The organism is Pseudomonas cremoricolorata, from assembly GCF_000759535.1.
GTDB lineage: Bacteria > Pseudomonadota > Gammaproteobacteria > Pseudomonadales > Pseudomonadaceae > Aquipseudomonas > Aquipseudomonas cremoricolorata_A.
The window spans coordinates 2,610,547-2,632,610 of sequence record NZ_CP009455.1 but is presented as its reverse complement, the minus strand read 5'-3'; the positions used below and the strand labels follow the sequence as shown (position 1 = coordinate 2,632,610).

Sequence of the window (22,064 nt, the reverse complement as noted above, 5' to 3'; positions counted from 1 at the left end):
TACCTTTCCATTCAGCGCGCAAGCAAGCGCACTGGCACATGTACAGGAGAACACTGTGCTCGATCGTCTGGGAATTCGCAGCCGCGTGCTGTTGCTGGCGCTGCTGCCGGCCAGCCTGATGGCCCTGGTGCTGGGGTGTTATTTCAATTGGCAGCAACAGGCCGAGCTGCGCGTACAACTGCTGCAACGTGGCACGCTGCTCGCCGAGCAACTGGCACCGCTGGCAGCCCCCTCGCTGGCCCGTCAGGCACGCGGGCAACTGGAACGGGTAGCGGCCGAGGCGCTGGAGCAGTCCGACGTACGCGCCGTGACCTTCCTTGCCCCCGACCGCAGCCGCCTGGCCCACGCGGGACCGAGCATGGTCAACCCACCGCCCAGTGGTGGTACCGGCACGCAACTGCTCGAGCGCAGCGGCAACGACGCCACGCGTTACCTGATGCCGGTGTTCGGCCATCATCGCGACTTGGCCACCGACGCCGTGCAGGGCGAGTCAGAACGTCTGCTGGGCTGGGTCGAGGTGGAAGTGTCCCACGATGGCGCACTGCTGCGTGGCTACCGCAACCTGTTCACCAGCATGCTGCTGATTCTCGCCTGCCTGGGCCTGACGGTGCTGCTGGCACTGCGCATGAGCCGCGCCATCAACCAGCCGCTGCATCGTATTCAGCATGCGGTGAACCAGCTCAGGGACGGCAATCTGGAAGAACGCCTGCCGGCCATGGGCAGCCACGAGCTGGATGAGCTGGCCGCCGGCATCAACCGCATGGCGCAAACCCTGCACAGCGCCCATGAAGAACTGCAGCACAGCATCGACCAGGCCACCGAAGACGTTCGGCAGAACCTTGAAACCATCGAAATCCAGAACATCGAGCTGGACATGGCACGCAAGGAGGCCCTGGAGGCCAGCCGCATCAAGTCGGAATTTCTCGCCAACATGAGCCACGAGATCCGTACGCCACTCAATGGCATCGTCGGCTTCACCCACCTGCTGCAAAAGAGCGAACTGACCCCGCGCCAGCTCGACTACCTCGGCACCATCGAGAAATCCGCCGACAGCCTGCTGGGCATCATCAACGAGATTCTCGACTTCTCGAAGATCGAGGCCGGCAAGCTGGTGCTCGACAGTATCCCGTTCAACCTGCGCGACCTGATTCAGGACACCCTGACCATCCTCGCCCCCGCCGCCCATGCCAAACAGCTCGAGCTGGTCAGCCTGGTGTACCGCGACACGCCGCTGTCGCTGATCGGCGACCCGCTGCGGCTCAAGCAGATCCTCACCAATCTGGTCAGCAACGCGATCAAGTTCACCCGCGAGGGCACCATCGTGGTCCGCGCCATGGTCGAAGAAGACCACGAAGACAGCGCGCAACTGCGCATCAGTGTGCAGGACACCGGCATTGGCCTGTCGCCGCAGGATGTGCGCGCGCTGTTCCAGGCGTTCAGCCAAGCCGACAATTCATTGTCGCGCGAGCCGGGCGGCACCGGTCTTGGGCTGGTCATTTCCAAGCGCCTGATCGAACAGATGGGCGGCGAGATTGGTGTCGACAGCACACCGGGAGAGGGCTCGCAATTCTGGATCACCCTGACCTTGCCCAAGGCCCACGACGACCTCGACCACAGCCAGCCGCAAGCGCTGCTCGGGCGCCGCGTGGCCATCGTCGAAGGCCATGAACTGGCCTGCCAGGCGCTTGAGCACCAACTCGAAGACTGCGGCCTGAAAGTCACCGCGTTCAGCTCGTTCGATCAGTTGATCCATGCCGTCGAAGCTGCAGCCCAGGCGCAGTTGCCGTTCGAGTTCGCTGTGCTTGGGGTATGCCTGGCAACTCTTTCGCCAGAACATCTGGGCCACATCAACAGCCAGCTCGAGCAACACGGTTGTCAATGCGTGGTGCTCTGCCCGACCACCGAACAGGCGCTGTACCACCCCTATCTACCCAATGGCTATGGGCAGCTTCTGTCCAAGCCATCCTGCACGCGCAAGCTGCGCCGCTTGCTGCAAGAGATCGTCCAGCCGCGCCGCGCCCTGCTCGAACCACAGGCCCTGCCCGGGCAGCGTTCGCCGCGGGTGCTGTGCGTCGACGACAACCCGGCCAACCTGCTGCTGGTGCAGACGCTGCTCGAAGACATGTGCGCCACGGTGGTGGCAGTGGACAACGGCCCAGCGGCGGTGCAGGCGGTCAAAGACGAAGCCTTCGACCTGGTATTGATGGACGTGCAAATGCCCGGCATGGATGGCTGCGCCTGTACCGAACAGATTCGCCGCTGGGAAGCCAGCCAGGGCGAGCAGGCGCTGCCGATCGTGGCCCTCACTGCACATGCCATGGCCAACGAAAAACGCGCGCTGCTGCACAGTGGCATGGACGACTATCTGACCAAACCGATCAGTGAACGCCAACTGGCCCAAGTGGTGCTGAAGTGGACCGGTCTGAACCTCAGCGCCGCGCAGCCGACCGGTACCCCGGAGCCAACGCTCGACAGCAGCGAGCTGCGCGTGCTCGATCCGGAAGAAGGGCTGCGCCTGGCTGCGGGCAAGCCGGACCTGGCTGCCGACATGCTGGCGATGCTGCTGGCCTCGCTCGAAGCCGACCGCCAGGCCATTGGTGCGGCTCGCGAGGCCGGTGATCGCCAGGCGATGATCGAGCGAGTGCACCGCCTCAATGGTGCTTCGCGCTATTGCGGTGTGCCGCAACTGCGCGCCGCCTGCCAGCGCAGCGAAACCCTGCTCAAGCAGCAGCATCCGCAAATGCTGCAGGCGCTCGATGACCTGGACCATGCCATCACTCGCCTGGCCGCCCAGGCTCACCTCGGCGCCTGAGGCCAACCTTGGAGGAACACTGCATGCGCGTTCTGCTGTTCAGCAGCCAGGAGTACGACCAGGCCAGCTTCACCCGGGCCAACCGGCACTGCGCGCTGGACCTGCATTTCCAACCCGCGCGCCTGACCGTGGACACCGCCGCGCTGGCCGCCGGTTTCGAGGTGGTCTGCGCATTCATCAACGATGAGCTCGATGCCCAGGTGCTGCAGCGCCTGGTCGACGGTGGCACACGGCTGATCGCCCTGCGCTCGGCTGGCTACAACCATGTCGACCTGAGCAGCGCAGCACGCCTGGGTCTGGCAGTGGTGCGGGTCCCGGCCTATTCGCCGCACGCGGTCGCTGAACACGCCGTTGCGCTGGTGATGGCGCTGAACCGCCGCTTGCACCGCGCCTACAACCGTACCCGCGAAGGCGATTTCACCTTGCATGGGCTGACTGGCTTCGACCTGCATGGCAAGACCGTCGGCGTGGTCGGCACCGGGCAGATTGGCGAGGCCTTTGCCCGCATCATGGCCGGTTTCGGCTGCCAGTTGCTGGCCTGCGACCCCTACCCCAACCCGCGCCTGCTCGACCTGGGCGCACGCTACCTGGAACTGCCCGAACTGCTGCACCAGTCGCGCATCGTCAGCCTGCACTGCCCGTTGACCCACAGCAGTGAGCACCTCATCAACGCCCAGACCCTGGCGCACATGCAGCCGGGCGCGATGCTGATCAACACGGGACGGGGCGCGTTGGTGGACACCCCGGCACTGATCGAGGCACTCAAGAGCGGACAACTGGGCTATCTGGGGCTGGACGTTTACGAAGAGGAAGCACAGCTGTTCTTCCAGGACCGCTCCGACCATCCCCTACAGGACGACGTGCTGGCACGCCTGCTGACGTTTCCCAATGTCATCATCACCGCGCATCAGGCGTTCCTCACCCATGAGGCGCTGGATGCGATCGCCGAGACCACCCTGCAGAACATCACCCGCTGGGCAGCAGGCAAGGCGCAGAATCTGGTCAGTGGCTGATGCCAGGCCGTGAAAAACAGGCCTCGGTACGGTTGCGATGGAGCGGGAACAGCCCCTACGATACGCGGCATTTCTGGAGGACCCATGGTCGAGCACGATTTCCGCTACACCCTGTTCAACCCGCAACACACCCTGATCGAGTGCCGGGCGCTGGTGCCAGGGCGCTACCAAGTGACCGGCAACGGTGGCTCGATCAAGAAGGATGACGTGCTGCTGGTCAGCCTCAAGGGCAGCAAGACACTGTCCATGCGCCTGATCGTGCAGACCGTGCGCCATCTGATCAACCCGCAGGGGCAATGGGTGGCCGTCGCCAGCGGGCCGGCGTTCAAGGAGCTGGAAATCCTCGAGTGGCAGGTCAAGTGCGACAGCTGCGAAGCGCTGCTGGACTTCGAATTCGCCGTGGACTCTTCACTGGGCAACAAGGCGCGGCAACCGGCAGCCAGCGCACGTATCCACGAGTTGGGCTGGAGCAGCCAGGGCGAGCGCCACTTGTGCCCGAACTGCCAGCCAACGCCATGAAGGGCCTGTGCAGCGGCGCGCTGCTGGCCTTGCTGCTGGCCGGCTGCGCGACCCCACCCTCGCCCCTGCAACGCGAACGCGGCTACGTACTGGAGTGGATCGGCGAACGCCCCCTGATGGACTACAGCCATCTGAGCCTGACGCTGGGCAGCGATGGCCGCGCCTATGGCAATGCCGGCTGCAACCACTGGTTCGCCAGCTACACACTCAGCGGCCAGCAGCTGAGCTTTGGCAAGGTCGGCAAGACCCGCAAGCTCTGCGCGCCGGCGCTGATGGAGCAGGAACAGCGCTTCCTCGCTGAGCTGGAAAAAGTGCAGCGTTGGGATGCCTCGGCCCAAGGCCAGATCAGGTTCTGGCCGGCCAGTGGTCAGGCGCTGCGGTTCTGGCCTGAGGATGACTGATCTGATCGAGGCCGCACGCGGCGGCCCCGAGTCGTGAAAGCGATCAGGCCCCGCCTTTGAGCGCGGTGATCTTCTCTTGCAGGCCTTCCAAGGTCTGCTCACCGAGCAACTGCTCGCGCACCTTGCCCTTGTCATCGATGATGTAGGTCACCGGCAATGCCTCGCTGCGCGGCAGCTCGTAACGCTCGGCGGGGTCTTGCGCCAGCACCATGAATTCGATACCCAGCGCATTGGCGGCCTCCTTGAGGTCGGCGCCTTGCAGGCCATCGAAGTTGACCCCCAGCACCTCAATGCCCTGCGCCTGCCATTGCTTGGCGGCGGCATTCAGTTCAGGGATTTCCGTGCGGCACGGGCCGCACCATTCCGCCCAGTAGTTGAGTACCAGCCAATGGCCATCGATCTGCTCGGCCTTGACGGTCTTGCCGTCCTGGTCCACGCCATAGTCCGCGCCACAACCGGCGAGCAAGAGGCTCGCGGTGATGGCCAGTGCTACTGCCAAACGCCTTGCCATGGGTCAATCCTTCTCAAAGTTTTGCAGCCTGCCAGGCAGCCCGACGGGTAGAATAGCCGCCACTCCCGGCTGGAAGCGAGACCCTGTCATGCCTGAACTGACCCTCTACCATAACCCACGCTGCTCGAAATCCCGCGCCGCCCTGGAACTGCTGGAGGCCCGAGGCCTGGCGCCGACCGTGGTGCGCTACCTGGAAACCCCGCCCGATGCCGCTACCCTGCGCGACCTGCTCGGTCGCCTGGGCATCTCGGCGCGACAACTGCTGCGCACCGGCGAAGACGAGTACAAGGCGCTGAACCTGGCCGACGCCAGCCTGGATGAAGAAGCACTGATCGCCGCCATGGTCGAACACCCCAAGCTGATCGAGCGGCCGATTCTGCGCGCAGGCGAGCGTGCAATCATCGGTCGTCCGCCGGAAAACGTGCTGGAGATCCTGCCATGAGCGCCCCTTACATCCTCGTGCTGTATTACAGCCGCCACGGCGCCACCAGCGAGATGGCCCGGCACATCGCCCGCGGCATCGAGCTGAGCGGGCTGGAAGCTCGGCTGCGCACCGTGCCAGCGGTGTCCACAGACTGCGAAGCGGTAGTGCCTGACATCCCTGCCAGCGGCGCACCCTATGCCACCCTCGATGACCTGCGCCACTGCGCCGGCCTGGTGCTGGGCAGCCCTACCCGCTTCGGCAACATGGCCGCACCACTGAAATATTTCCTCGATGGCACCAGCAGCCTGTGGCTGGGCGGCGAACTGGTCGGCAAGCCAGCGGCGGTCTTCACCTCCACCGCCAGCCTGCATGGCGGCCAGGAAACCACCCTGCTGTCGATGCTGCTGCCATTGATGCACCACGGCATGCTGGTGCTGGGCCTTCCCTACAGCGAGTCGGCCCTGCTCGACACCCGCGGCGGCGGCACGCCCTATGGCGCCAGTCACCATGCCGGGGCCGATGGCAAACGCCAGCTCGACGAACATGAAACCGCCCTGTGCCGCGCCCTGGGCCAACGCGTCGGCGCCACCGCCAAGGCGCTGGAGGCGAGCCGTGGCTAAACGGGTCAAGCCGTTGCCAGCACTGGACTGGCTGGCCCCGCGCCTGCGCATTGCCCGCAGCGCCAGCCTGGCCTGTTTCCTCGCGCTGATCGCCCTGCTGAGCCTGAACAACCTGCTGTTCGCCGACCTGCACGGCGCACGGGTTGGAGTGATCATGGCCATCGAACTGTTGCCCCTGCTGTTGCTGCTGCCTGGCATGCTCAAAGGCAGCGCCCGCGCCCACGCCTGGACCTGTTTCGTGGTCAACCTGTACTTCATCAAAGGCGTGCTCGCCGCCTTCGACCCAGCCAGAGCCCTGCTCGGCTGGGTCGAGGTCGCCCTGAGCCTGGGACTGTTCGTCAGCGCATTGCTGTATGTGCGCTGGCGGTTTCAGTTCGATCGGCGGGTGGCGGGGGAAGGTGGCTGAGGCCTAGATACCCAGACCGGACGCGCAGACATCGTGTTGAACCTGCGCAACAAGCTCTGTGGCGTCGAGTGAACTGGGCTGTTGGCTTCTTGGGTGAACGAGTCCTTGCCAATGAACTGCCCCCACCCGCAGGTCGTAATCTCGATACCGGTTGTAATGCAAGCCTGTCTCGAAGTGGCTGGAGTCGCGCGGTCCTAGCTTCTGTCCGAGGAGCTGACCGTTGTGTGTCCATTGTTGCCGCTGGATCAGGCCATTACCTTGTTCGCGGGTGATTTCGCGTTGCAGGTCATCACGCCCGTAGCTGAGCAGTTCGTGCTCGTCGAATTTCAGGCCCTGCAGGTGTCCGCTACCGTAGGTCAGCCAGCTGACGCGGTGGCCGTCCGGGCGGGTGCTGGCGATGCGCTGGTTGAGGGCGTCGTACTCGAAGTGGGTGACGCGGCGGCAATCAAACAGGATTTGGCTGGATGGGTGCTGCGGGTGAGTGGTGCCTGGGCGACCCGCACAGGTCGCGCAATGAGCCTCAGTGATTGACGGTATGCGCCAACATGACCGACAACTGGCACAGCGGCCGGCCGCTTTCGGCGTGCCACTGGTTGAAGGCGTCCTGCACCGCAGCCAGATCGCGCTGGCTGGTCGGGGCCTTGTCGATGATCTTCTGCGCGATCAACGCCGCCGAGGTGTCCTGGGTCGGCACGAAGGTGTCCTTGCCCACCATGCGCAGGAAGCGCGGCGCAGATAACCCGCCCAACTGGTTACCGTGCTTGGTCAGGTACTTCCACAGGTTGACGATATCAGTCACCGGCCAGTCGGCGATGAAGGTGCCGACGCTGCCGTGGCTCTTCTCGATGTCCAGCAGCATCTGCGCGTTGCGCGGCACGCTCTTGAGCTTGCCCAGGTGGCGGATGATGCGGGTGTCCTGCATCAGTCGCTCGAGGTGCTCGGCGCTCATCAGCACCACTTTTTCCGGATCGAAACCGAAAAACACCTGTTCGAACGCCGGCCACTTGGCGTCGACCAGGCTGTGCTTCAAACCTGCGCGAAACACGCGCAACGCCAGTGTCGACAAGTAGCGGTCGATGGGCATGGCGCGCAGTTGCGCAGGCGTGCGCGGTTGCGGCAACTGCGCTTCCAGGGCCTTGGCCGAACCGAAACGGTTCAGACAGAACTCATGCAGCCAGCGATAGTCGCGCATCGGTCAGAGGTTCACGACATCGAGAAAGCGCGGCGTGGCGCTCTGGTCGATGCTCAGGCTGGTGAAGTCGAACAGGCTGCGGTCGGCCAGTTGCGAGGGGGCGACGTTCTGCATCGCGCGGAAAATGCTTTCGGTACGGCCGGGGTGCTTGCGTTCCCAGTCGATCAGCATGTCCTTGACCACCTGACGCTGCAGGTTTTCCTGCGAGCCACAGAGGTTGCACGGGATGATCGGGAACTGCTTCATGTCCGAGTAGGCCTGGATGTCCTTCTCGTTGCAGTAGGCCAGCGGGCGGATGACCACGTTGCGGCCGTCGTCGGCACGCAGCTTGGGCGGCATGCCCTTGAGCGCGCCGTTGAAGAACATGTTGAGGAAGAAGGTCTCGACGATATCGTCACGGTGGTGACCGAGGGCCATCTTGGTCGCGCCGATTTCATCGGCGAAGGTGTACAGCGTGCCGCGGCGCAGGCGCGAGCACAGTGAACAGGTGGTCTTGCCCTCTGGGATCAGTTCCTTGACCACCGAGTAGGTGTCTTTCTCGACGATGTGGTACTCGACGCCGAGGGACTTTAGATAGGCCGGCAGCACATGCTCGGGGAAGCCCGGCTGCTTCTGATCCATGTTCACGGCCACGATGTCGAACTTGATCGGGGCCACCTTCTGCAGGTGCATCAGCACATCGAGCATGGTGTAGCTGTCCTTGCCACCAGACAGGCAGACCATGACCTTGTCGCCCTCTTCGATCATGTTGAAGTCGGTGATCGCTTCGCCGGCGAGACGACGCAGGCGTTTTTGCAGTTTGTTCTGGTTGACCGAGAGGGTGCCCATGGCGCTTGAATCCGCGAGGTGTGACAAAAGCCGGCTAGTTTACCGGCAAAGGCTGCCGAGGCGTAGCCCATCCGACAAAGACTACAAGTGAATCGTTTCGCCCCGGCACAGCGCGATTTGCTCTAAACAGCAGCGTTACTGATGGGATCGGCTTTCTATACTGCGTCATATGGCCACCCTGCCCCGCGGCATCCTGGCCGTATGGCACGGGCGCGTCGCCCAGGCCGCCTGCCCATGAGCAGAGGAGGCATCGACATGATTCATCACGTTCTGGGGCTGTTCACCCATCCTGACCAGGAGTGGAAGCAGATTCGTGGCGAGCAAGAGTCCATCAGCCATCTTTACCTCACCCACACCTTGATCCTGGCAGCGATTCCAGCCATCTCGGCATTCATCGGCACCACCCAGTTCGGCTGGGTGATCGGCGGGCGCGCAGCCGTGATGTTGGCAGTGCCTGGTGCGCTCTGGATGAGCGTGATGTCGTACATCGCCATGCTGCTGGGGGTAGCGGTGATGGGCGCGTTCATTCACTGGATGGCGCGCACCTACGACGCCACGCCGTCGATGGCGCGGTGCATCGCCTTTGCCACCTACACGGCCACGCCGCTGTTCATTGGCGGATTGGCCGCCCTGTATCCGCATGTCTGGCTGGGCATGCTGATCGGCATCGCGGCGGTTTCCTACACGGTGTATCTGCTGTACGTCGGCCTGCCGACGTTCATGGCTATTCCGGACGACGAAGGATTTCTGTTCTCGAGCTCGGTGCTGGCCGTCGGCCTGGTGGTACTGGTAGCGATCATGGCAGCGACGGTGGTGATCTGGGGCATGGGCGTGGGGCCTGTGTACATCAGCTAGCCTGCCGGACACGCTGACCAACGGTTTCTGTGCCGGCACCACGGGTGCGGCATAATGCCCGGCCAGGAGACCTCCCCTTTATGCCCGAGCAGCTCAAACAACGGGTGGAGGCCTGCTACGCGCAGGCCGAAGCCTTTTTCAAACGGCCCTTCACGCGCCCCGACGTCAGCTTCAAACTGCGTGGGCAGAAGGCCGGCGTTGCCCATCTGTACGACAACCTGCTGCGGTTCAATCCGCAGTTGTACCAGGCCAACCGCGAAGACTTCCTCCGCCAGACCGTGCCACACGAGGTGGCGCACCTGATTGCCCATCAACTGTTCGGTGCGGGTATTCAGGCCCATGGCGAGGAATGGCAGCTGATCATGCGCGGCGTCTATGAACTGCCGCCACTGCGCTGCCACAACTATGCCGTGCAGCGTCGTATGGCGACCCGCTACATCTACCGCTGCCCCTGCCCCGACAGCGACTTTGCCTTCACTGCCCAGCGCCACAAGCTGGTGCATCAGGGGCGTCGCTACCTGTGCAAGCGCTGTCGTCAGGTGCTGGTGTTCAGCGGCCAGACTCGCCACGAGTAAACCCCCGGGCCTTCCTGCCGCCCCGAGCCCAGCCCAAATAAAAAAGCCTGTCCGAAGACAGGCTTTCTCATACCACTAGCACGAACTTAGCGAGCCGGACCTTCGGCAACGCCCAGGTCGTCGGTCGGGCGGGTGTCTTCCAGCGGCGCGCCACCGGAAGCCAGCTCCGACTGCAGCTTGTTCTCGTCAAGCTCCTTGACCCACTTGGCCACGACCACGGTCGCTACCGCGTTGCCGACCAGGTTGGTCAGGGCGCGAGCTTCGGACATGAAGCGGTCGATACCGAGGATCAGTGCCAGACCGGCAACTGGCAGGTGGCCAACAGCCGACAAGGTTGCGGCAAGCACGATGAAGCCGGAACCGGTCACGCCTGCAGCACCTTTGGAAGCCACCAGCAGCACCAGCAGCAGGGTGATCTGGTGGGTGATGTCCATGGTGGTGTCAGTGGCCTGGGCGATGAACACCGCAGCCATGGTCAGGTAGATCGAGGTGCCGTCGAGGTTGAACGAGTAACCGGTAGGAATGACCAGACCGACCACCGACTTCTTCGCGCCCAGGCGCTCCATCTTCGCCAGCATGCGCGGCAGGGCCGATTCCGAAGAGGAAGTACCCAGTACGATCATCAGCTCTTCACGGATGTAGCGAATCAGCTTGAGGACGCTGAAGCCGTGGGCGCGGCAGATACCGCCGAGCACCACCAGCACGAACAGCAGGCAGGTGATGTAGAAGCAGGCCATCAGGTAGCCCAGTTGCACCAGCGAGCCAACACCGTACTGACCGATGGTGAAGGCCATGGCGCCGAAGGCACCGACCGGAGCGAGCTTCATGATCATGTTGATGATGTTGAACATGACATGGGCAAAGCGATCGATCAGGTCCAGCACCGGCTTGCCGTAGCTGCCCAGACGATGCAGGGCGAAGCCGAAGATCACCGAGAACATCAGCACCTGCAGGATGTCGCCGTTGGCGAAGGCGCCGACCACGGTGTTGGGGATGATGTTGAGCAGGAAGCCGACGGTGGTCTGCTGGGCGCCGGCGGCGGCATAGGCGGCCACGCTGCTGGCGTTCAGGGTGCTGACGTCGATGTGCATGCCTGCGCCAGGCTTGACCACGTTGACGACGATCAGGCCGATGATCAGGGCGATGGTGGACACGATTTCGAAGTACAGCAGCGCATAGCCACCGGTCTTGCCGACCGACTTCATGCTTTGCATGCCGGCGATACCGCTGACCACGGTGCAGAAGATGATGGGCGCGATGACCATCTTGATCAGTTTGACGAAGCCGTCGCCCAACGGTTTGAGGGCAACACCGGTTTCAGGATAGAAGTGACCGAGCAGGATACCGATGGTGATGGCGACCAACACCTGGATATACAGAGACTTGTACAGCGGCTGACGTTTCGTCATGGCGTGAATTTCCTCGAGTATGCCGGCTTCACCCTTCCCAGGGCGATGGCACCTGAATCGCTAACCCTCCTGCACATGGAGGGATTTGTCGTTGTGTTCGAGCTGCATGGCGCAGGCCTCTGCAAGCTGATTAGCAAGGGCAGTGCCAAGATGCCCAGGCACGGTGCAAACCCGTCATTCATGCGGGTGGAATGCGCCGCAATGGCGCAGAAAGCGCCCTCAGACATGGCGGAATTCCGCCCGGTGGCGGGAATTGAACAGGGGCGGTGGCGGGAATCCGCCCACCCCGGCATTCAGTCGAGGATGAACACCACACGAAATGCGGCACCACCGAGCGGCGAATCATCGAGGTGCAACCGGGCGTCATAGCTGTCGACGATATCCTTGACCACCGCCAGCCCGATACCTTGCCCAGGATGCTGCCGGTCGAGGCGCTCCCCACGCTGGAGGATGCGCTGGCGCTGATCAGGGGGGACACCCATGCCGTCATCTTCGATGCACAGCTCGAGTTCCCCGGCAGCGCCGCGCAGGCTTACACGCACCTGTTCCAGACACAAGCGATAGGCGTTTTCCAGCAGGTTGCCGAGCAGTTCGAGCAAAGCACCCTGCTCCATGGGCACCCGCGCCCGATCCGGCACGTCCACGGTGATCTGCACGCGCTTGTCGCGGTAGACCTTGGCCAAGGTGTTGCACAGGCTTTCAAGCAGGGGCTTGAGCTCGACCTGGTGGCGCACCAGACCACTCTTGCGCAAGCTGGCGCGCTGCAACTGGTAGTCGATCTGCTGGCTCATGCGCTCGATCTGACTTTGCAGGATGCGCGCCTGCTCGCGCTGGTCACCGCCCTTGCCCATGCTCTCGCCGACGCCTTGCAGTACCGCCAGCGGCGTCTTGAGGCTGTGCGCCAGATCATCCAGCGAATCACGGTAGCGCTGGCGCTGTTCACGCTCGCTATGCAGCAGGCGGTTGAGCGATCCGGTCAGGCGCAACAGCTCGCGGGGGTGCTCACGGCTCAGCCCCTCGCGCGCGCCAGACTCGACCTGATCCAGCTCGCGGCTGAGGTGGCGCAACGACCGCAGGCCCCAGGTCAGGCCCGCCCAGAGCAGCACCAGCAGTGCCAGCAAAGCAGCGCCGAAGCCTAGATAGAGTTTTTCCCGCAAGCCGTCGAGGGTGTGCTGGTACTCGCGCACCGGTTGCAGGGCGACGATGCTGTAGGCCGCGCTCTTGCCACCCAACAGCTTGATTTCCACGTCATAGACGAAGAACTCTTCACCATCACTCTGCCGGGCGCGGGCGAATTCGTTGCCGCGGCCGTCGTAGCGAGGGCGGTAGTCGATGTGCTGGTCGCGGGTGGCGCGGGAACGCCAGACGAGGGTGCCGTTGCGGTCGAAGATATAGCCGAGCAGACCGCTTTCGGGCAGTTTGAAGCGCTCGTCGGGCAACAACGCCGGCATCTTCAACTGCCCGCGCTCGATCCGTGCGGCCGAGATCAGCGTGGTGACATCCGAGGCCAGTCGTTGCTCGATGGACTCCTGCAAGGCCAGGCTGAACGCCTTTTGCAGCGCCGGCAGCAGCGCCAGCATGAACAATACCGCCAGCACCGCGGCGGCCAGCATCAGCCGCACGCGCAGCGAGCGAATCACCGGCAGCGCTCGTTGAACAGGTAGCCCAGGCCGCGCACGGTATCGATGGGCTTGAACCCGCCAGCCGCTTCGAGTTTGCGGCGCAGGCGGCCGACCAGCACTTCGATGACGTTCGGGTCGCGCTCGTCATCGTCGGCATACAGCTGCTCCATCAGCCGCTCCTTGGCGACCACCTGCTGGTGATGGCGCATGAGGTATTCCAGGATGCGGTATTCATAAGCGGTGAGCGCCAACGGTTGCTGGTCGAGGCTGGCCTGTTTGCGATTGATGTCGAGCAGCAGTGGACCGGCTTCGATGGTCGACTGGATGAAACCGCTGGAGCGGCGCAACAAGGCGTTGAGCCTGGCTTCGAGCTCCTCGAACTGGAACGGCTTGACCACGTAATCGTCGGCACCGGCCGCCAGGCCTTCGACCTTGTCCTGCCAGTTGCCACGCGCGGTGAGAATCAGGATCGGGAAGGTCTTGCCCTGGCGGCGCAGCTCGCCGATCAATTCCAGGCCGCTCATGCCGGGCAGACCGAGATCGATCACCGCCAGGTCGTAGCTGAACTCGCCAGCCTGATACAACGCCTCTTCGGCGTTGGCCACGGCCTGCACCACATGGCCGCTCTCGCCCAGGCGCGTGAGGAGGTGATGGCGCAACAGCGCTTCGTCCTCGACCACCAGCAGTTTCATGCATCTCTCCTCGAAGGCTGCGCCGGCGTTGGTGCGGCGGCCGGCACAGGATATCAGCCGAACGCGGCCCTAGAAGCGGTAGTTGGCCGACAGGTAGGTCTGCGCGCTGCTGGTCAGGCGCAGGGCGCCAGCCTTGGGTTCGCCATGGGGCGAGACTTCCACGCTGGCATTGCTGCGCAGGTAACGGTAGCCCAACTCCACCGAGGCGTTGTCGGTGACTTGTTGAATCACCCCGCCCTGCAGGCCAACCGCGTAGCCGTAGTCGGTATCGCGGCTGACGCCGGAAGATTCCTGGGTCAGCTTGGTCATGCCAAGGCTGGCACCGCCGAACAGCTTGGTGGTGTCACCGACCGGGTAGAACAGGTCGTAGCTGCCCAGCAGGTTTTCCTGACGCAGCTTGAGGCCGCTGTGGTCCCCCGAGACGTTGTCGTAGGTCATGTAGTAACGGGCCTGGTCGTTGATTTGCCCCAGACGCACACCCCAGGTGCCATCCTTACCGATGATGCCATCGGTGTTGAGGTTCTCGGTGTTGCGCTGCAGCAGGCCGGACTTGCGAACCTTGTCGCTGGTCTGGCCATAGGTGAGGCTGGCGAAGGTGTCGTCGGCCTGGGCGGAAGTGGCCAGGCCAGCGGCGCAGACAGCCACGGCGGCGAGCAGACTATTGAGTGTTTTCATGGGTAGGTACTCCAGTTTGGATGCGCTGAGTGTCTCTGCGGGCTAGAGTAGTGAGCGGCGCCTGAACCGCCGCTGAACCCTGGCTGAACCTGCGCTGAACGAACCTGACCCTGACCTCGATAGGGAGTACCGACCATGCGCTTCGCGCTTGCCGTGGCATTGATGTGCAGCGCTGCCTTCACCCAGGCAGCGGTGCAAACCCGCGAGATTCCTTATCAGGACGCCGACGGCAATCGCCTGATCGGCTACTACGCCTACGACGACGCACTCACCGGCAAACGCCCCGGCGTGGTGGTGGTGCATGAATGGTGGGGCCTGGACAACTACGCCAAGCGTCGCGCCCGTGACCTCGCGGCGCTGGGCTACAACGCGCTGGCCATCGACATGTACGGCGACGGCAAGCACACCGAGCACCCGGCCGACGCGCAGGCCTTCATGGCCCAGGCGATGAAAGACCCCGCCGCTGCCGTACGGCGCTTCGATGCCGGACTCGACCTGCTGAAAATCCAACCCGGCACCGACAAGCATCGCCTCGGCGCCATCGGTTACTGCTTCGGTGGCAAGGTGGTGCTCGACGCCGCCCGGCGCGGCGCCAAGCTCGACGGCGTGGTCAGCTTCCACGGCGCACTGGTCACTCAGACACCGGCGCAGGCCGGAGCGGTCAGGGCCAAGATTCTCGTCGAGCACGGCGCCGACGACAGCATGGTGACGCCGCAACAGGTGGCCGATTTCAAGCAGGAAATGCAAAACGCCAACGCGAGCTTCGAGTTCGTCAGCCTGCCCGGTGCCAAGCACGGCTTCAGCAACCCCGATGCCGACCGCCTTGGCCACGGCGAGCATGGCGGGCCGGACATTGGTTACAACAAAGCTGCGGACGAGCGTTCATGGGCTGACATGAAGCGGTTCTTCAAGGAGGTCTTCAGCAGTGATCAGGGATGACCGGAACATTTGACACCACCGTGCGCCTGCTCCACTCGATTACGCGTGCGCACCCTGCCCCCAAACCGTCAGGTTGCTCCAGGCGAGGCGGTACTGAGAGCACGGAGAAATCCTGAAACACAGATACGAAAAAGCCCCGCAAGTGATTAACTTGCGGGGCTTTTTGATATGGCGGAGAGATAGGGATTTGAACCCTAGGTACTGTTGCCAGTACAACGGATTTCGAATCCGTCCCGTTCGACCACTCCGGCATCTCTCCAGTGGCGCGCATGATACCAGCGTTTTCTCGGAAGGCAAACCTTTTGTTGAAAAAAGTCACGTGGTATCAGGCGCTTGCGTGCCAGTGCAGGTTACAGCGGCACGCCGAGACGCTTGGCGACTTCTTCGTAGGCTTCGATGACGTCGCCCAGACCCTGGCGGAAGCGGTCCTTGTCCATTTTCTTGCGGGTTTCCTTGTCCCACAGGCGGCAGCCGTCGGGGCTGAATTCGTCACCCAGCACGATCTGGCCGTGGAATACGCCGAACTCGAGCTTGAAGTCCACCAGCAGCAGGCCGGCGTCATCGAACAGCTTGCTCAGTACTTCATTGACCTTGAGCGACAGCTTCTTCATCTCGACCAGTTGCTCGGCGGTACCCCAGCCGAAGGCGACCACGTGGGATTCGTTGATGAACGGATCACCCTTCTCGTCGTTCTTGAGGAACAGCTCGAAGGTGGACGGCTCGAGCTTGATGCCCTCTTCCACGCCCAGGCGCTTGACCAGGCTGCCGGCGGCGTAGTTGCGCACCACGCACTCGACCGGAATCATGTCGAGCTTCTTGACCAGGCATTCGTTGTCGCCCAGCAGCTTGTCGAACTGGGTCGGCACGCCGGCTTCTTCGAGCTTCTGCATGATGAAGGCGTTGAACTTGTTGTTCACCATGCCTTTACGGTCCAGCTGTTCGATGCGCTTGCCGTCGAACGCCGAAGTGTCGTTGCGGAACAGCAGGATCAAGCGGTCGGCGTCGTCGGTCTGATAAACCGATTTGGCCTTGCCGCGGTACAGTTCGTCGCGTTTTTCCATGATGGGCTCCGCTTGCAGTGTGGGTGGGCTAGGCGATGTGGCGCCAGTCGAGCCCAGTGTCCTGGTTGGCCACCTGGAGCCAGTCCGGGTCGCACCCAAGGGTGTCGACGAAGCACTGACGGGCCAGATGTGGCAGGTTGTTCTTGCTGCTGAGGTGGGCCAGCACCAGGTGCTGCAAAGTATTCCAGCCCAGCTCGGCCACCAGGCTGGCGGCCTGGTGGTTGTTCAAATGCCCCTGATTGCCGCCGACCCGCACCTTGAGAAAGCGCGGGTAGTGGCCTCGGGCAAGCAGATCACGGCAGTGATTGGCTTCAATCAACAGTGCATCGAGGTCGCGGTAGCGCTCCAGCAGGCGAGCATCGTAGCTGCCCAGATCGGTCAGCATGCCGAAGCGACGACTGCCGTCACTGATCACGTACTGCAACGGCTCGAGGGCATCATGCTCGACGCGGGCGGCGCTGACCTGCAGGCTGCCGATGCCCAGTGTGGCACCGCATTCCAGAAAACCGGCGACCTCCACCGGCTTGCGCATGCCACGCAAAGTGCCCTGGCTCAGGTACACCGGCACATTGTAGCGCCGCGCCAGCAACCCAACGCCATGCACATGATCGGCATGTTCGTGGGTCACCAGCACCGCACTGAGATCACTGGCCGACACGCCAAGCAGCGCCAGGCGCCGCTCGGTTTCACGCAAGGAAAACCCGCAGTCGACCAGAATGAACGTGTCACCGCTGGCGATCAGCGTGCCGTTTCCCTGGCTACCGCTTCCCAGTACCGCGAAACGCACTTAACCCAGGTGGTCCTGAATGAGGCTCAGCACACGGCGAGCGACATCAGCCGGGGCGACGGTGTTGATGTTCTTCTCGACCGTGACCTGGACGTTCTCGCCGACCTTGCTCAGGCGAACCTGGTAACGCTCGGCACGGGCTTCACGCTCCTGCTCGGTCGGTTTGCTGCCGAACATGCGGCCGAAGAAGCCAGGCTCGTTCTGCTTGTCTTCAGGTTTTTCCGACAGGTTGATGTAGTACAGGCCCAGGCTGCGGTTGATGTCCTCCACGCGCCACTGGCCTTGCTCGAGGGCGCGGCCGACGCCAGACCAGGCGCGATCCAGATCGGAGCCCATGTAAAGCACCGGGTTGCCGCTGCCGTCTTCGCTCAGGCTGACACGGCTTGGGGTGTCGAAGTCGCGTTCGGCGAGCAGCGAGACCGAGCCGCCCTTCTCGGCGCTGCGGTTCATGCTGGCGAGCATTTCATCGACCAGCAGAGCATCGACACCGGCGTTGCGCGAGGTCGAAGGGAATGCCGGGTCGGCCGTGCTGCCAGCCGGACGCTCGACACTGACGATGTACACCTCACTGGTGTTGCGCTGCACGCCCGGTTCCATGCGCACGCGCACGCGGACTTCGCTGTCGCCGCTGCTGGCCGAACTGGCCAGGCGCTGGCCGAGCGAGGCGGACAGTTCGTCGAAACGCTGCCAGGTGGTGTTGAATTCGCCGGTCTGAGGACGCTCTTCGGCGATACGGAAGCCGTTGTCCTCGAAGAACTGGCGAGCCACCGGCCAGACTTCGGCAGGCGAGCGTTGGGCCAGCACCCAACGGCTGCTGCCGCTGCGTTGCAAGCTGTAGTCGGCGGTATCGGCAGCGGCATTGAGCGGCTGCGGACGCGGTACTTCGAATTCGCCGCTGATGTTGTCGTCGGCGACGTTACGCGGAATCGGCAGCAGTGGGTCGAGACGTTTGACGTGGGTGGCGTCCTGCGGAACCTGCATGGGCGCTGTGGTCTGCGCTTGCAGGTAGTCGCTGCCGCGATCACGGAAATAACCTTCGTCGCCCCACAGCCAGCCACAACCGCTGGTGCTGGAGATGATCAATGCCAGGGCGGATAAACCTGCCAGTCGCTTCATGCGGTGTACTTCCTCGATTAAACCAGTACGCCGGACTGGCGCAAGGCAGTACGGACTCGTTCGTGACAGCCTTCGCTCAGCCAGGTCAGGGGCAGGCGAATGCCTTTGTGCATGAGGCCCATTTCCACCAATGCCCATTTCACCGGGATCGGGTTGGCCTCGCAGAACAGATTCTTGTGCAAGGGCATAAGTGCGTCGTTGATCGCGCGGGCCTTTTCGGCATCGCCGGCAAGGGCGGCTTCGCACAGGTCGGCCATCTCGCGCGGGGCGACGTTGGCAGTGACGGAAATATTGCCTTTGCCGCCCAGCAGGATCAGCTCGACTGCGGTTGGATCATCGCCGGACAGAACCAGGAACGCTGGGTCGACGCCTTCGATGATGGCCTTGGCCCGGTCGAGGTCGCCGGTGGCTTCCTTGATGCCGATGATGTTGTGAATGGTCGAGAGGCGGATCACGGTTTCGGCCTGCATGTCGCAGGAGGTACGACCGGGCACGTTGTAGAGGATCTGCGGGATATCGACCGATTCGGCGATCAGCTTGAAGTGCTGGTACAGGCCTTCCTGGGTGGGACGGTTATAGTACGGCACCACCAGCAGGCAGGCATCGGCTCCGGCGCTTTTGGCATTCTGCGTGAGGTGAATCGCTTCGGCGGTGGAGTTGGCACCAGTGCCGGCGATGACCGGGATGCTCCGATTGCTGCGCTTGACCCGCTCGACCACGTGCTTGATGACCAGGATGTGCTCTTCGACATCGAGCGTGGCGGATTCGCCAGTGGTGCCGACCGCGACGATGGCGTGCGTGCCTTTTTCCAGGTGGAAATCGACCAGTTTGTCGAGGCTGAGCCAGTCGACGCGCCCTTGTGCATCCATGGGCGTGACCAATGCCACCATACTGCCCGCGATCATTAAGCTGCTCCTGCCGGAAAAAGAGAGCGGTAATGGTACTGGCGCCATCGACCTTGCACAAGCGAAGCTCTCGGCTGGAGCATTCCCCTGCAGCCCGGATTTCGCTACCCTTCCTCCTTTGCTCGGTAGCACGCGGCTCCACAGGCCGCCGACCCTGTTCTGCGCCAGCCGCAAGGGCTCGGTTCGATGCCGCAGCCCGGCCTCGCGCACGTTTCGTGCCGACCACTCATCGCTTTAGGAATGTTGCATGTCCACCCCAACCGTCCGTGAACAATTTCTCGTCATCAGCGCCCTGGGCCCCAACCCGATGGAGCTGGCCAACATTCTGAGCCGTGCCGCCTTCGACAATCGCTGCGCGGTGGTCACCTCGCGGCTGAGCCGCCATGGCGAAACCAGCGCCCTAGTGCTGCAGGTCGGCGGCAACTGGGACGCCCTCGCGCGCCTAGAGTCCACCTTGCCGGGTCTGGCGAAAAAACATGGCATGACCATCGATGTGGTGCGCAGCGCCGAGCAGGAGGTACGCCCCCAGGCCCTGCCCTACGTTGCCTATGTCAGCGCCGCCTATCGCCCGGACATCATCAACGAGCTGTGCCAGTTCTTCCTCGACCACCGCGTCGAGCTCGATGCCATGACCTGCGACACTTACCTGGCGCCACAGACCGGCAGCAGCATGCTCAACGCCCAGTTCACCGTGATCCTGCCGGCCGGCACGCAGATCAGCTGGCTGCGCGACCAGTTCCTGGACTTCGCCGACGCCCTGAACCTCGATGCCCTGATCGAGCCCTGGCGTCCACAGAACCCTGTTTGAGGAGACCCTGCATGAGCGTTGCCATCGACCAGGCGGTGCCTGACTTCCAGGCCCAGGCCACCAGTGGCCAGACCGTCCATCTCGCCGAGCTCAAGGGTCAGCAGGTGGTGCTGTATTTCTACCCCAAGGACAGCACGCCGGGCTGCACCACCCAGGGCCAGGGTTTCCGTGATCAGGCCTCGGCCTTCGCCGCCGCCAATACGGTGGTCTTCGGCATCTCGCGCGACGGCCTGAAATCCCATGAAAACTTCAAGGCCAAGCAGGGCTTCACCTTCGAGCTGATCAGCGACAAGGACGAAGCCCTGTGCCAGCTGTTCGATGTGATCAGGCTCAAGAAGCTCTATGGCAAGGAATACCTGGGCGTCGATCGCAGCACTTTCCTGATCGACAAGGATGGCGTGCTGCGCCAGCAGTGGCGTGGCGTGAAGGTACCCGGCCATGTCGATGCCGTGCTGGCAGCGGCCGAGGCGCTGGACAAGGCCTGACCGCCGACAGGGGCGCCGCCCTACAACAGCGGCGCCACACTTGGCTCCTGACGCGGCCAGGCATCGAGCACCGCCTTGAACAGTGTCGCCAGGGGAATGGCGAAGAAGATTCCCCAGAACCCCCACAGCCCGCCGAACAGCAGCACCGCGCAGATGATCGCCACCGGGTGCAGACTCACCGCCTCAGAGAACAGCAGCGGCACCAGCACGTTGCCATCGAGGGCCTGGATGATCGCGTAGGTCACCATCAGGTAGATGAACTGATCGCCCCAGCCCCACTGGAACAGCGCAATCAGGGTCACCGGCACCGTCACCACCACCGCGCCGACGTAGGGCACCACCACCGACAGGCCCACCAGCAAGGCGAGCAAGGCGGCGTAGTTCAGCCCCAGGCTGATGAAGGCAATGTAGGTGGCGATGCCGCAAATCAGAATCTCGATACCCTTGCCGCGGATGTAGTTGGCGATCTGGCGGTTCATCTCGTCGCCGACCCGATTGAGCAAGGTGCGCTCACGCGGCAGGTAACCGACCACCCAACGCGCGATCAGCTCACGGTCCTTGAGGAAGAAGAACACCAGGATCGGCACCAGCACCAGGTAGATCATGGCACTGACCAGCAGCGGCAGGCTCGACAGGGAAAACCCCAGCGCCCATTGGCCAAACTTGCCGATCTCGCCACGTACCGATTCGATGGCGCGCAGTACCTGCTCGTCCGACACCAGGTGCGGGTAGCGCTCGGGCAACAGCAGCAACAGCGACTGCCATTTGCCGAGCATGCCCGGCAGCTCGTTGAACAGGGTAATCAACTGATGCCAGAGCAGCGGCACCAGCACCAGCAGAAATACCGCCAGCGCACCCATGAACAGGGTGAAGACAAGACCTACCGCCACCCCGCTCGGCACCTTAAGACGCTCCAGAGCGTTGACCAGCCCCTGCATGAGGAAGGCCAGCACCATGCCCGCCAGCACCGGCGCAAGCATGCCGCCAAACGTCAGTACCACGGTGAAGGCGAGGAACAGCAGGACGGCCAGCACCACCGCCTGCTCGTCAGAGAAGTAGCGCTGCACCCAGCCGCGTAGCACGTTGAACATTACGGATCCTTGGAAAACTCAGGCCTTGCGCAGCCAGTAGGTGTAGACGCCAGCGTCGACCTGCTCGTCGACCAGGCTATGACCTGAGAGGCGGGCAAAGGTGTGAAAGTCACGCTGGGAGCCCGCATCGGTGGCGATCACCTTGAGGACCGCGCCGCTGGCCAGACCATTGAGCGCCATCTTCGCCTTGAGTAGCGGCAACGGACAGTTCAGGCCACTGGCGTCGAGTTCGGCAGCGCAGGTCAGGGGTTCGCTCACGGGGGGTCTCCACAGGGCAGGACACAAAGGCCGCCTAGGATAGCGCCACTGGTCGGCAAG

At 63.3% G+C, this 22,064-nt stretch carries 26 protein-coding genes and 1 tRNA gene; 13 read left to right on the top strand and 14 right to left on the bottom strand.

What is annotated here, in order from left to right:
- The first annotated feature begins 55 nt into the window (after positions 1–55).
- The 4 genes from LK03_RS11595 to LK03_RS11580 all read left to right on the top strand — a co-directional run bounded on the left by LK03_RS11595 (position 56) and on the right by LK03_RS11580 (position 4,745).
- Positions 56–2,812: a response regulator gene (locus LK03_RS11595; protein WP_038412502.1), complete on the top strand. Its 2,757-nt coding sequence runs from the start codon at positions 56–58 to the stop codon at positions 2,810–2,812.
- A gap of 23 nt (positions 2,813–2,835) precedes the next feature.
- A complete protein-coding gene (locus LK03_RS11590; RefSeq protein WP_038412498.1) occupies positions 2,836–3,825 on the top strand; it encodes a 2-hydroxyacid dehydrogenase in 990 nt (329 codons plus the stop codon).
- A gap of 84 nt (positions 3,826–3,909) precedes the next feature.
- Positions 3,910–4,344, top strand: a complete 435-nt coding sequence (locus tag LK03_RS11585; protein WP_038412497.1) for a hypothetical protein — start codon at positions 3,910–3,912, stop codon at positions 4,342–4,344.
- The gene (locus LK03_RS11580; RefSeq protein WP_038414694.1) at positions 4,341–4,745 is read left to right on the top strand and encodes an META domain-containing protein; all 405 of its coding nucleotides are present in this window, start codon (positions 4,341–4,343) and stop codon (positions 4,743–4,745) included. The genes LK03_RS11585 and LK03_RS11580 overlap by 4 nt, the downstream gene beginning before the upstream one ends.
- A 43-nt stretch (positions 4,746–4,788) precedes the next feature.
- On the opposite strand, the gene LK03_RS11575 is transcribed toward LK03_RS11580, so the two are convergent.
- Entirely contained in the window at positions 4,789–5,256 is a 468-nt protein-coding gene (locus LK03_RS11575) for a TlpA disulfide reductase family protein (RefSeq protein WP_038412496.1), read from the bottom strand.
- A gap of 88 nt (positions 5,257–5,344) precedes the next feature.
- Between LK03_RS11575 and arsC the strand changes: the two genes are divergently transcribed.
- The 4 genes from arsC to LK03_RS22500 all read left to right on the top strand — a co-directional run bounded on the left by arsC (position 5,345) and on the right by LK03_RS22500 (position 7,237).
- Positions 5,345–5,698: an arsenate reductase (glutaredoxin) gene (arsC, locus tag LK03_RS11570; RefSeq protein WP_038412495.1), complete on the top strand. Its 354-nt coding sequence runs from the start codon at positions 5,345–5,347 to the stop codon at positions 5,696–5,698.
- Positions 5,695–6,300, top strand: coding sequence for an NAD(P)H:quinone oxidoreductase (wrbA, locus tag LK03_RS11565; RefSeq protein WP_038412494.1), 606 nt, complete (start codon positions 5,695–5,697; stop codon positions 6,298–6,300). The genes arsC and wrbA overlap by 4 nt, the downstream gene beginning before the upstream one ends.
- Positions 6,293–6,706, top strand: a complete 414-nt coding sequence (locus LK03_RS11560) for a DUF2069 domain-containing protein (RefSeq protein WP_038412492.1) — start codon at positions 6,293–6,295, stop codon at positions 6,704–6,706. The genes wrbA and LK03_RS11560 overlap by 8 nt, the downstream gene beginning before the upstream one ends.
- Before the next feature lie 222 nt (positions 6,707–6,928).
- The gene (locus LK03_RS22500; protein ID WP_240478605.1) at positions 6,929–7,237 is read left to right on the top strand and encodes a hypothetical protein; all 309 of its coding nucleotides are present in this window, start codon (positions 6,929–6,931) and stop codon (positions 7,235–7,237) included.
- On the opposite strand, the gene LK03_RS11550 is transcribed toward LK03_RS22500, so the two are convergent.
- On the bottom strand, positions 7,227–7,898 hold the full coding sequence (locus LK03_RS11550) for a DNA-3-methyladenine glycosylase I (protein ID WP_038412489.1): 672 nt from the start codon (positions 7,896–7,898) through the stop codon (positions 7,227–7,229). The two genes, LK03_RS22500 and LK03_RS11550, sit on opposite strands and share 11 nt — an antisense overlap.
- A gap of 3 nt (positions 7,899–7,901) precedes the next feature.
- On the bottom strand, positions 7,902–8,726 hold the full coding sequence (gene ttcA / locus LK03_RS11545; protein WP_038412488.1) for a tRNA 2-thiocytidine(32) synthetase TtcA: 825 nt from the start codon (positions 8,724–8,726) through the stop codon (positions 7,902–7,904).
- Between the two features lie 255 nt (positions 8,727–8,981).
- Between ttcA and LK03_RS11540 the strand changes: the two genes are divergently transcribed.
- Positions 8,982–9,581: a Yip1 family protein gene (locus LK03_RS11540; protein WP_038412487.1), complete on the top strand. Its 600-nt coding sequence runs from the start codon at positions 8,982–8,984 to the stop codon at positions 9,579–9,581.
- Positions 9,582–9,661: 80 nt separating this feature from the next.
- Positions 9,662–10,156, top strand: coding sequence for a SprT family zinc-dependent metalloprotease (locus tag LK03_RS11535; protein WP_038412486.1), 495 nt, complete (start codon positions 9,662–9,664; stop codon positions 10,154–10,156).
- Between the two features lie 86 nt (positions 10,157–10,242).
- Here the strand turns inward: LK03_RS11535 and LK03_RS11530 are convergent, their stop codons facing one another.
- The 4 genes from LK03_RS11530 to LK03_RS11515 form a co-directional block, all read right to left on the bottom strand.
- Complete coding sequence (locus LK03_RS11530) at positions 10,243–11,565, bottom strand: dicarboxylate/amino acid:cation symporter (RefSeq protein WP_038412483.1); 1,323 nt, start codon at positions 11,563–11,565, stop codon at positions 10,243–10,245.
- A 293-nt stretch (positions 11,566–11,858) separates the two neighbouring features.
- Positions 11,859–13,205: an ATP-binding protein gene (locus LK03_RS11525; protein WP_038412480.1), complete on the bottom strand. Its 1,347-nt coding sequence runs from the start codon at positions 13,203–13,205 to the stop codon at positions 11,859–11,861.
- Complete coding sequence (locus LK03_RS11520) at positions 13,202–13,879, bottom strand: response regulator transcription factor (protein ID WP_028696927.1); 678 nt, start codon at positions 13,877–13,879, stop codon at positions 13,202–13,204. The genes LK03_RS11525 and LK03_RS11520 overlap by 4 nt, the downstream gene beginning before the upstream one ends.
- Positions 13,880–13,948: 69 nt before the next feature.
- A complete protein-coding gene (locus LK03_RS11515; protein WP_038412479.1) occupies positions 13,949–14,554 on the bottom strand; it encodes an outer membrane protein in 606 nt (201 codons plus the stop codon).
- Between the two features lie 135 nt (positions 14,555–14,689).
- On the opposite strand from LK03_RS11515, the gene LK03_RS11510 reads away from it, so the two are divergent.
- The gene (locus LK03_RS11510; protein ID WP_038412477.1) at positions 14,690–15,493 is read left to right on the top strand and encodes a dienelactone hydrolase family protein; all 804 of its coding nucleotides are present in this window, start codon (positions 14,690–14,692) and stop codon (positions 15,491–15,493) included.
- A 169-nt stretch (positions 15,494–15,662) separates the two neighbouring features.
- Here LK03_RS11510 and LK03_RS11505 read toward each other — a convergent pair.
- The 5 genes from LK03_RS11505 to dapA form a co-directional block, all read right to left on the bottom strand.
- Positions 15,663–15,752 (bottom strand) — tRNA-Ser (locus LK03_RS11505).
- Between the two features lie 91 nt (positions 15,753–15,843).
- Complete coding sequence (gene purC / locus LK03_RS11500; RefSeq protein ID WP_016392503.1) at positions 15,844–16,554, bottom strand: phosphoribosylaminoimidazolesuccinocarboxamide synthase; 711 nt, start codon at positions 16,552–16,554, stop codon at positions 15,844–15,846.
- A 28-nt stretch (positions 16,555–16,582) separates the two neighbouring features.
- Complete coding sequence (locus tag LK03_RS11495) at positions 16,583–17,341, bottom strand: MBL fold metallo-hydrolase (RefSeq protein WP_038412472.1); 759 nt, start codon at positions 17,339–17,341, stop codon at positions 16,583–16,585.
- Positions 17,342–18,457 (bottom strand): outer membrane protein assembly factor BamC, encoded by a 1,116-nt coding sequence (gene bamC / locus LK03_RS11490; protein ID WP_038412470.1) that lies wholly within the window; start codon positions 18,455–18,457, stop codon positions 17,342–17,344.
- A gap of 17 nt (positions 18,458–18,474) precedes the next feature.
- Complete coding sequence (gene dapA, locus LK03_RS11485; RefSeq protein ID WP_038412468.1) at positions 18,475–19,362, bottom strand: 4-hydroxy-tetrahydrodipicolinate synthase; 888 nt, start codon at positions 19,360–19,362, stop codon at positions 18,475–18,477.
- 247 nt (positions 19,363–19,609) lie between these two features.
- On the opposite strand from dapA, the gene LK03_RS11480 reads away from it, so the two are divergent.
- Both LK03_RS11480 and LK03_RS11475 read left to right on the top strand, forming a co-directional pair.
- Positions 19,610–20,170, top strand: a complete 561-nt coding sequence (locus LK03_RS11480) for a glycine cleavage system protein R (RefSeq protein ID WP_038412467.1) — start codon at positions 19,610–19,612, stop codon at positions 20,168–20,170.
- A gap of 11 nt (positions 20,171–20,181) precedes the next feature.
- Entirely contained in the window at positions 20,182–20,655 is a 474-nt protein-coding gene (locus tag LK03_RS11475) for a peroxiredoxin (protein WP_038412466.1), read from the top strand.
- Positions 20,656–20,675: 20 nt separating this feature from the next.
- Here LK03_RS11475 and LK03_RS11470 read toward each other — a convergent pair whose 3' ends face one another.
- Positions 20,676–21,746, bottom strand: a complete 1,071-nt coding sequence (locus LK03_RS11470; protein WP_038412465.1) for an AI-2E family transporter — start codon at positions 21,744–21,746, stop codon at positions 20,676–20,678.
- Positions 21,747–21,764: 18 nt separating this feature from the next.
- On the bottom strand, positions 21,765–22,004 hold the full coding sequence (locus tag LK03_RS11465) for a sulfurtransferase TusA family protein (RefSeq protein ID WP_038412463.1): 240 nt from the start codon (positions 22,002–22,004) through the stop codon (positions 21,765–21,767).
- Positions 22,005–22,064 lie beyond the last annotated feature (60 nt).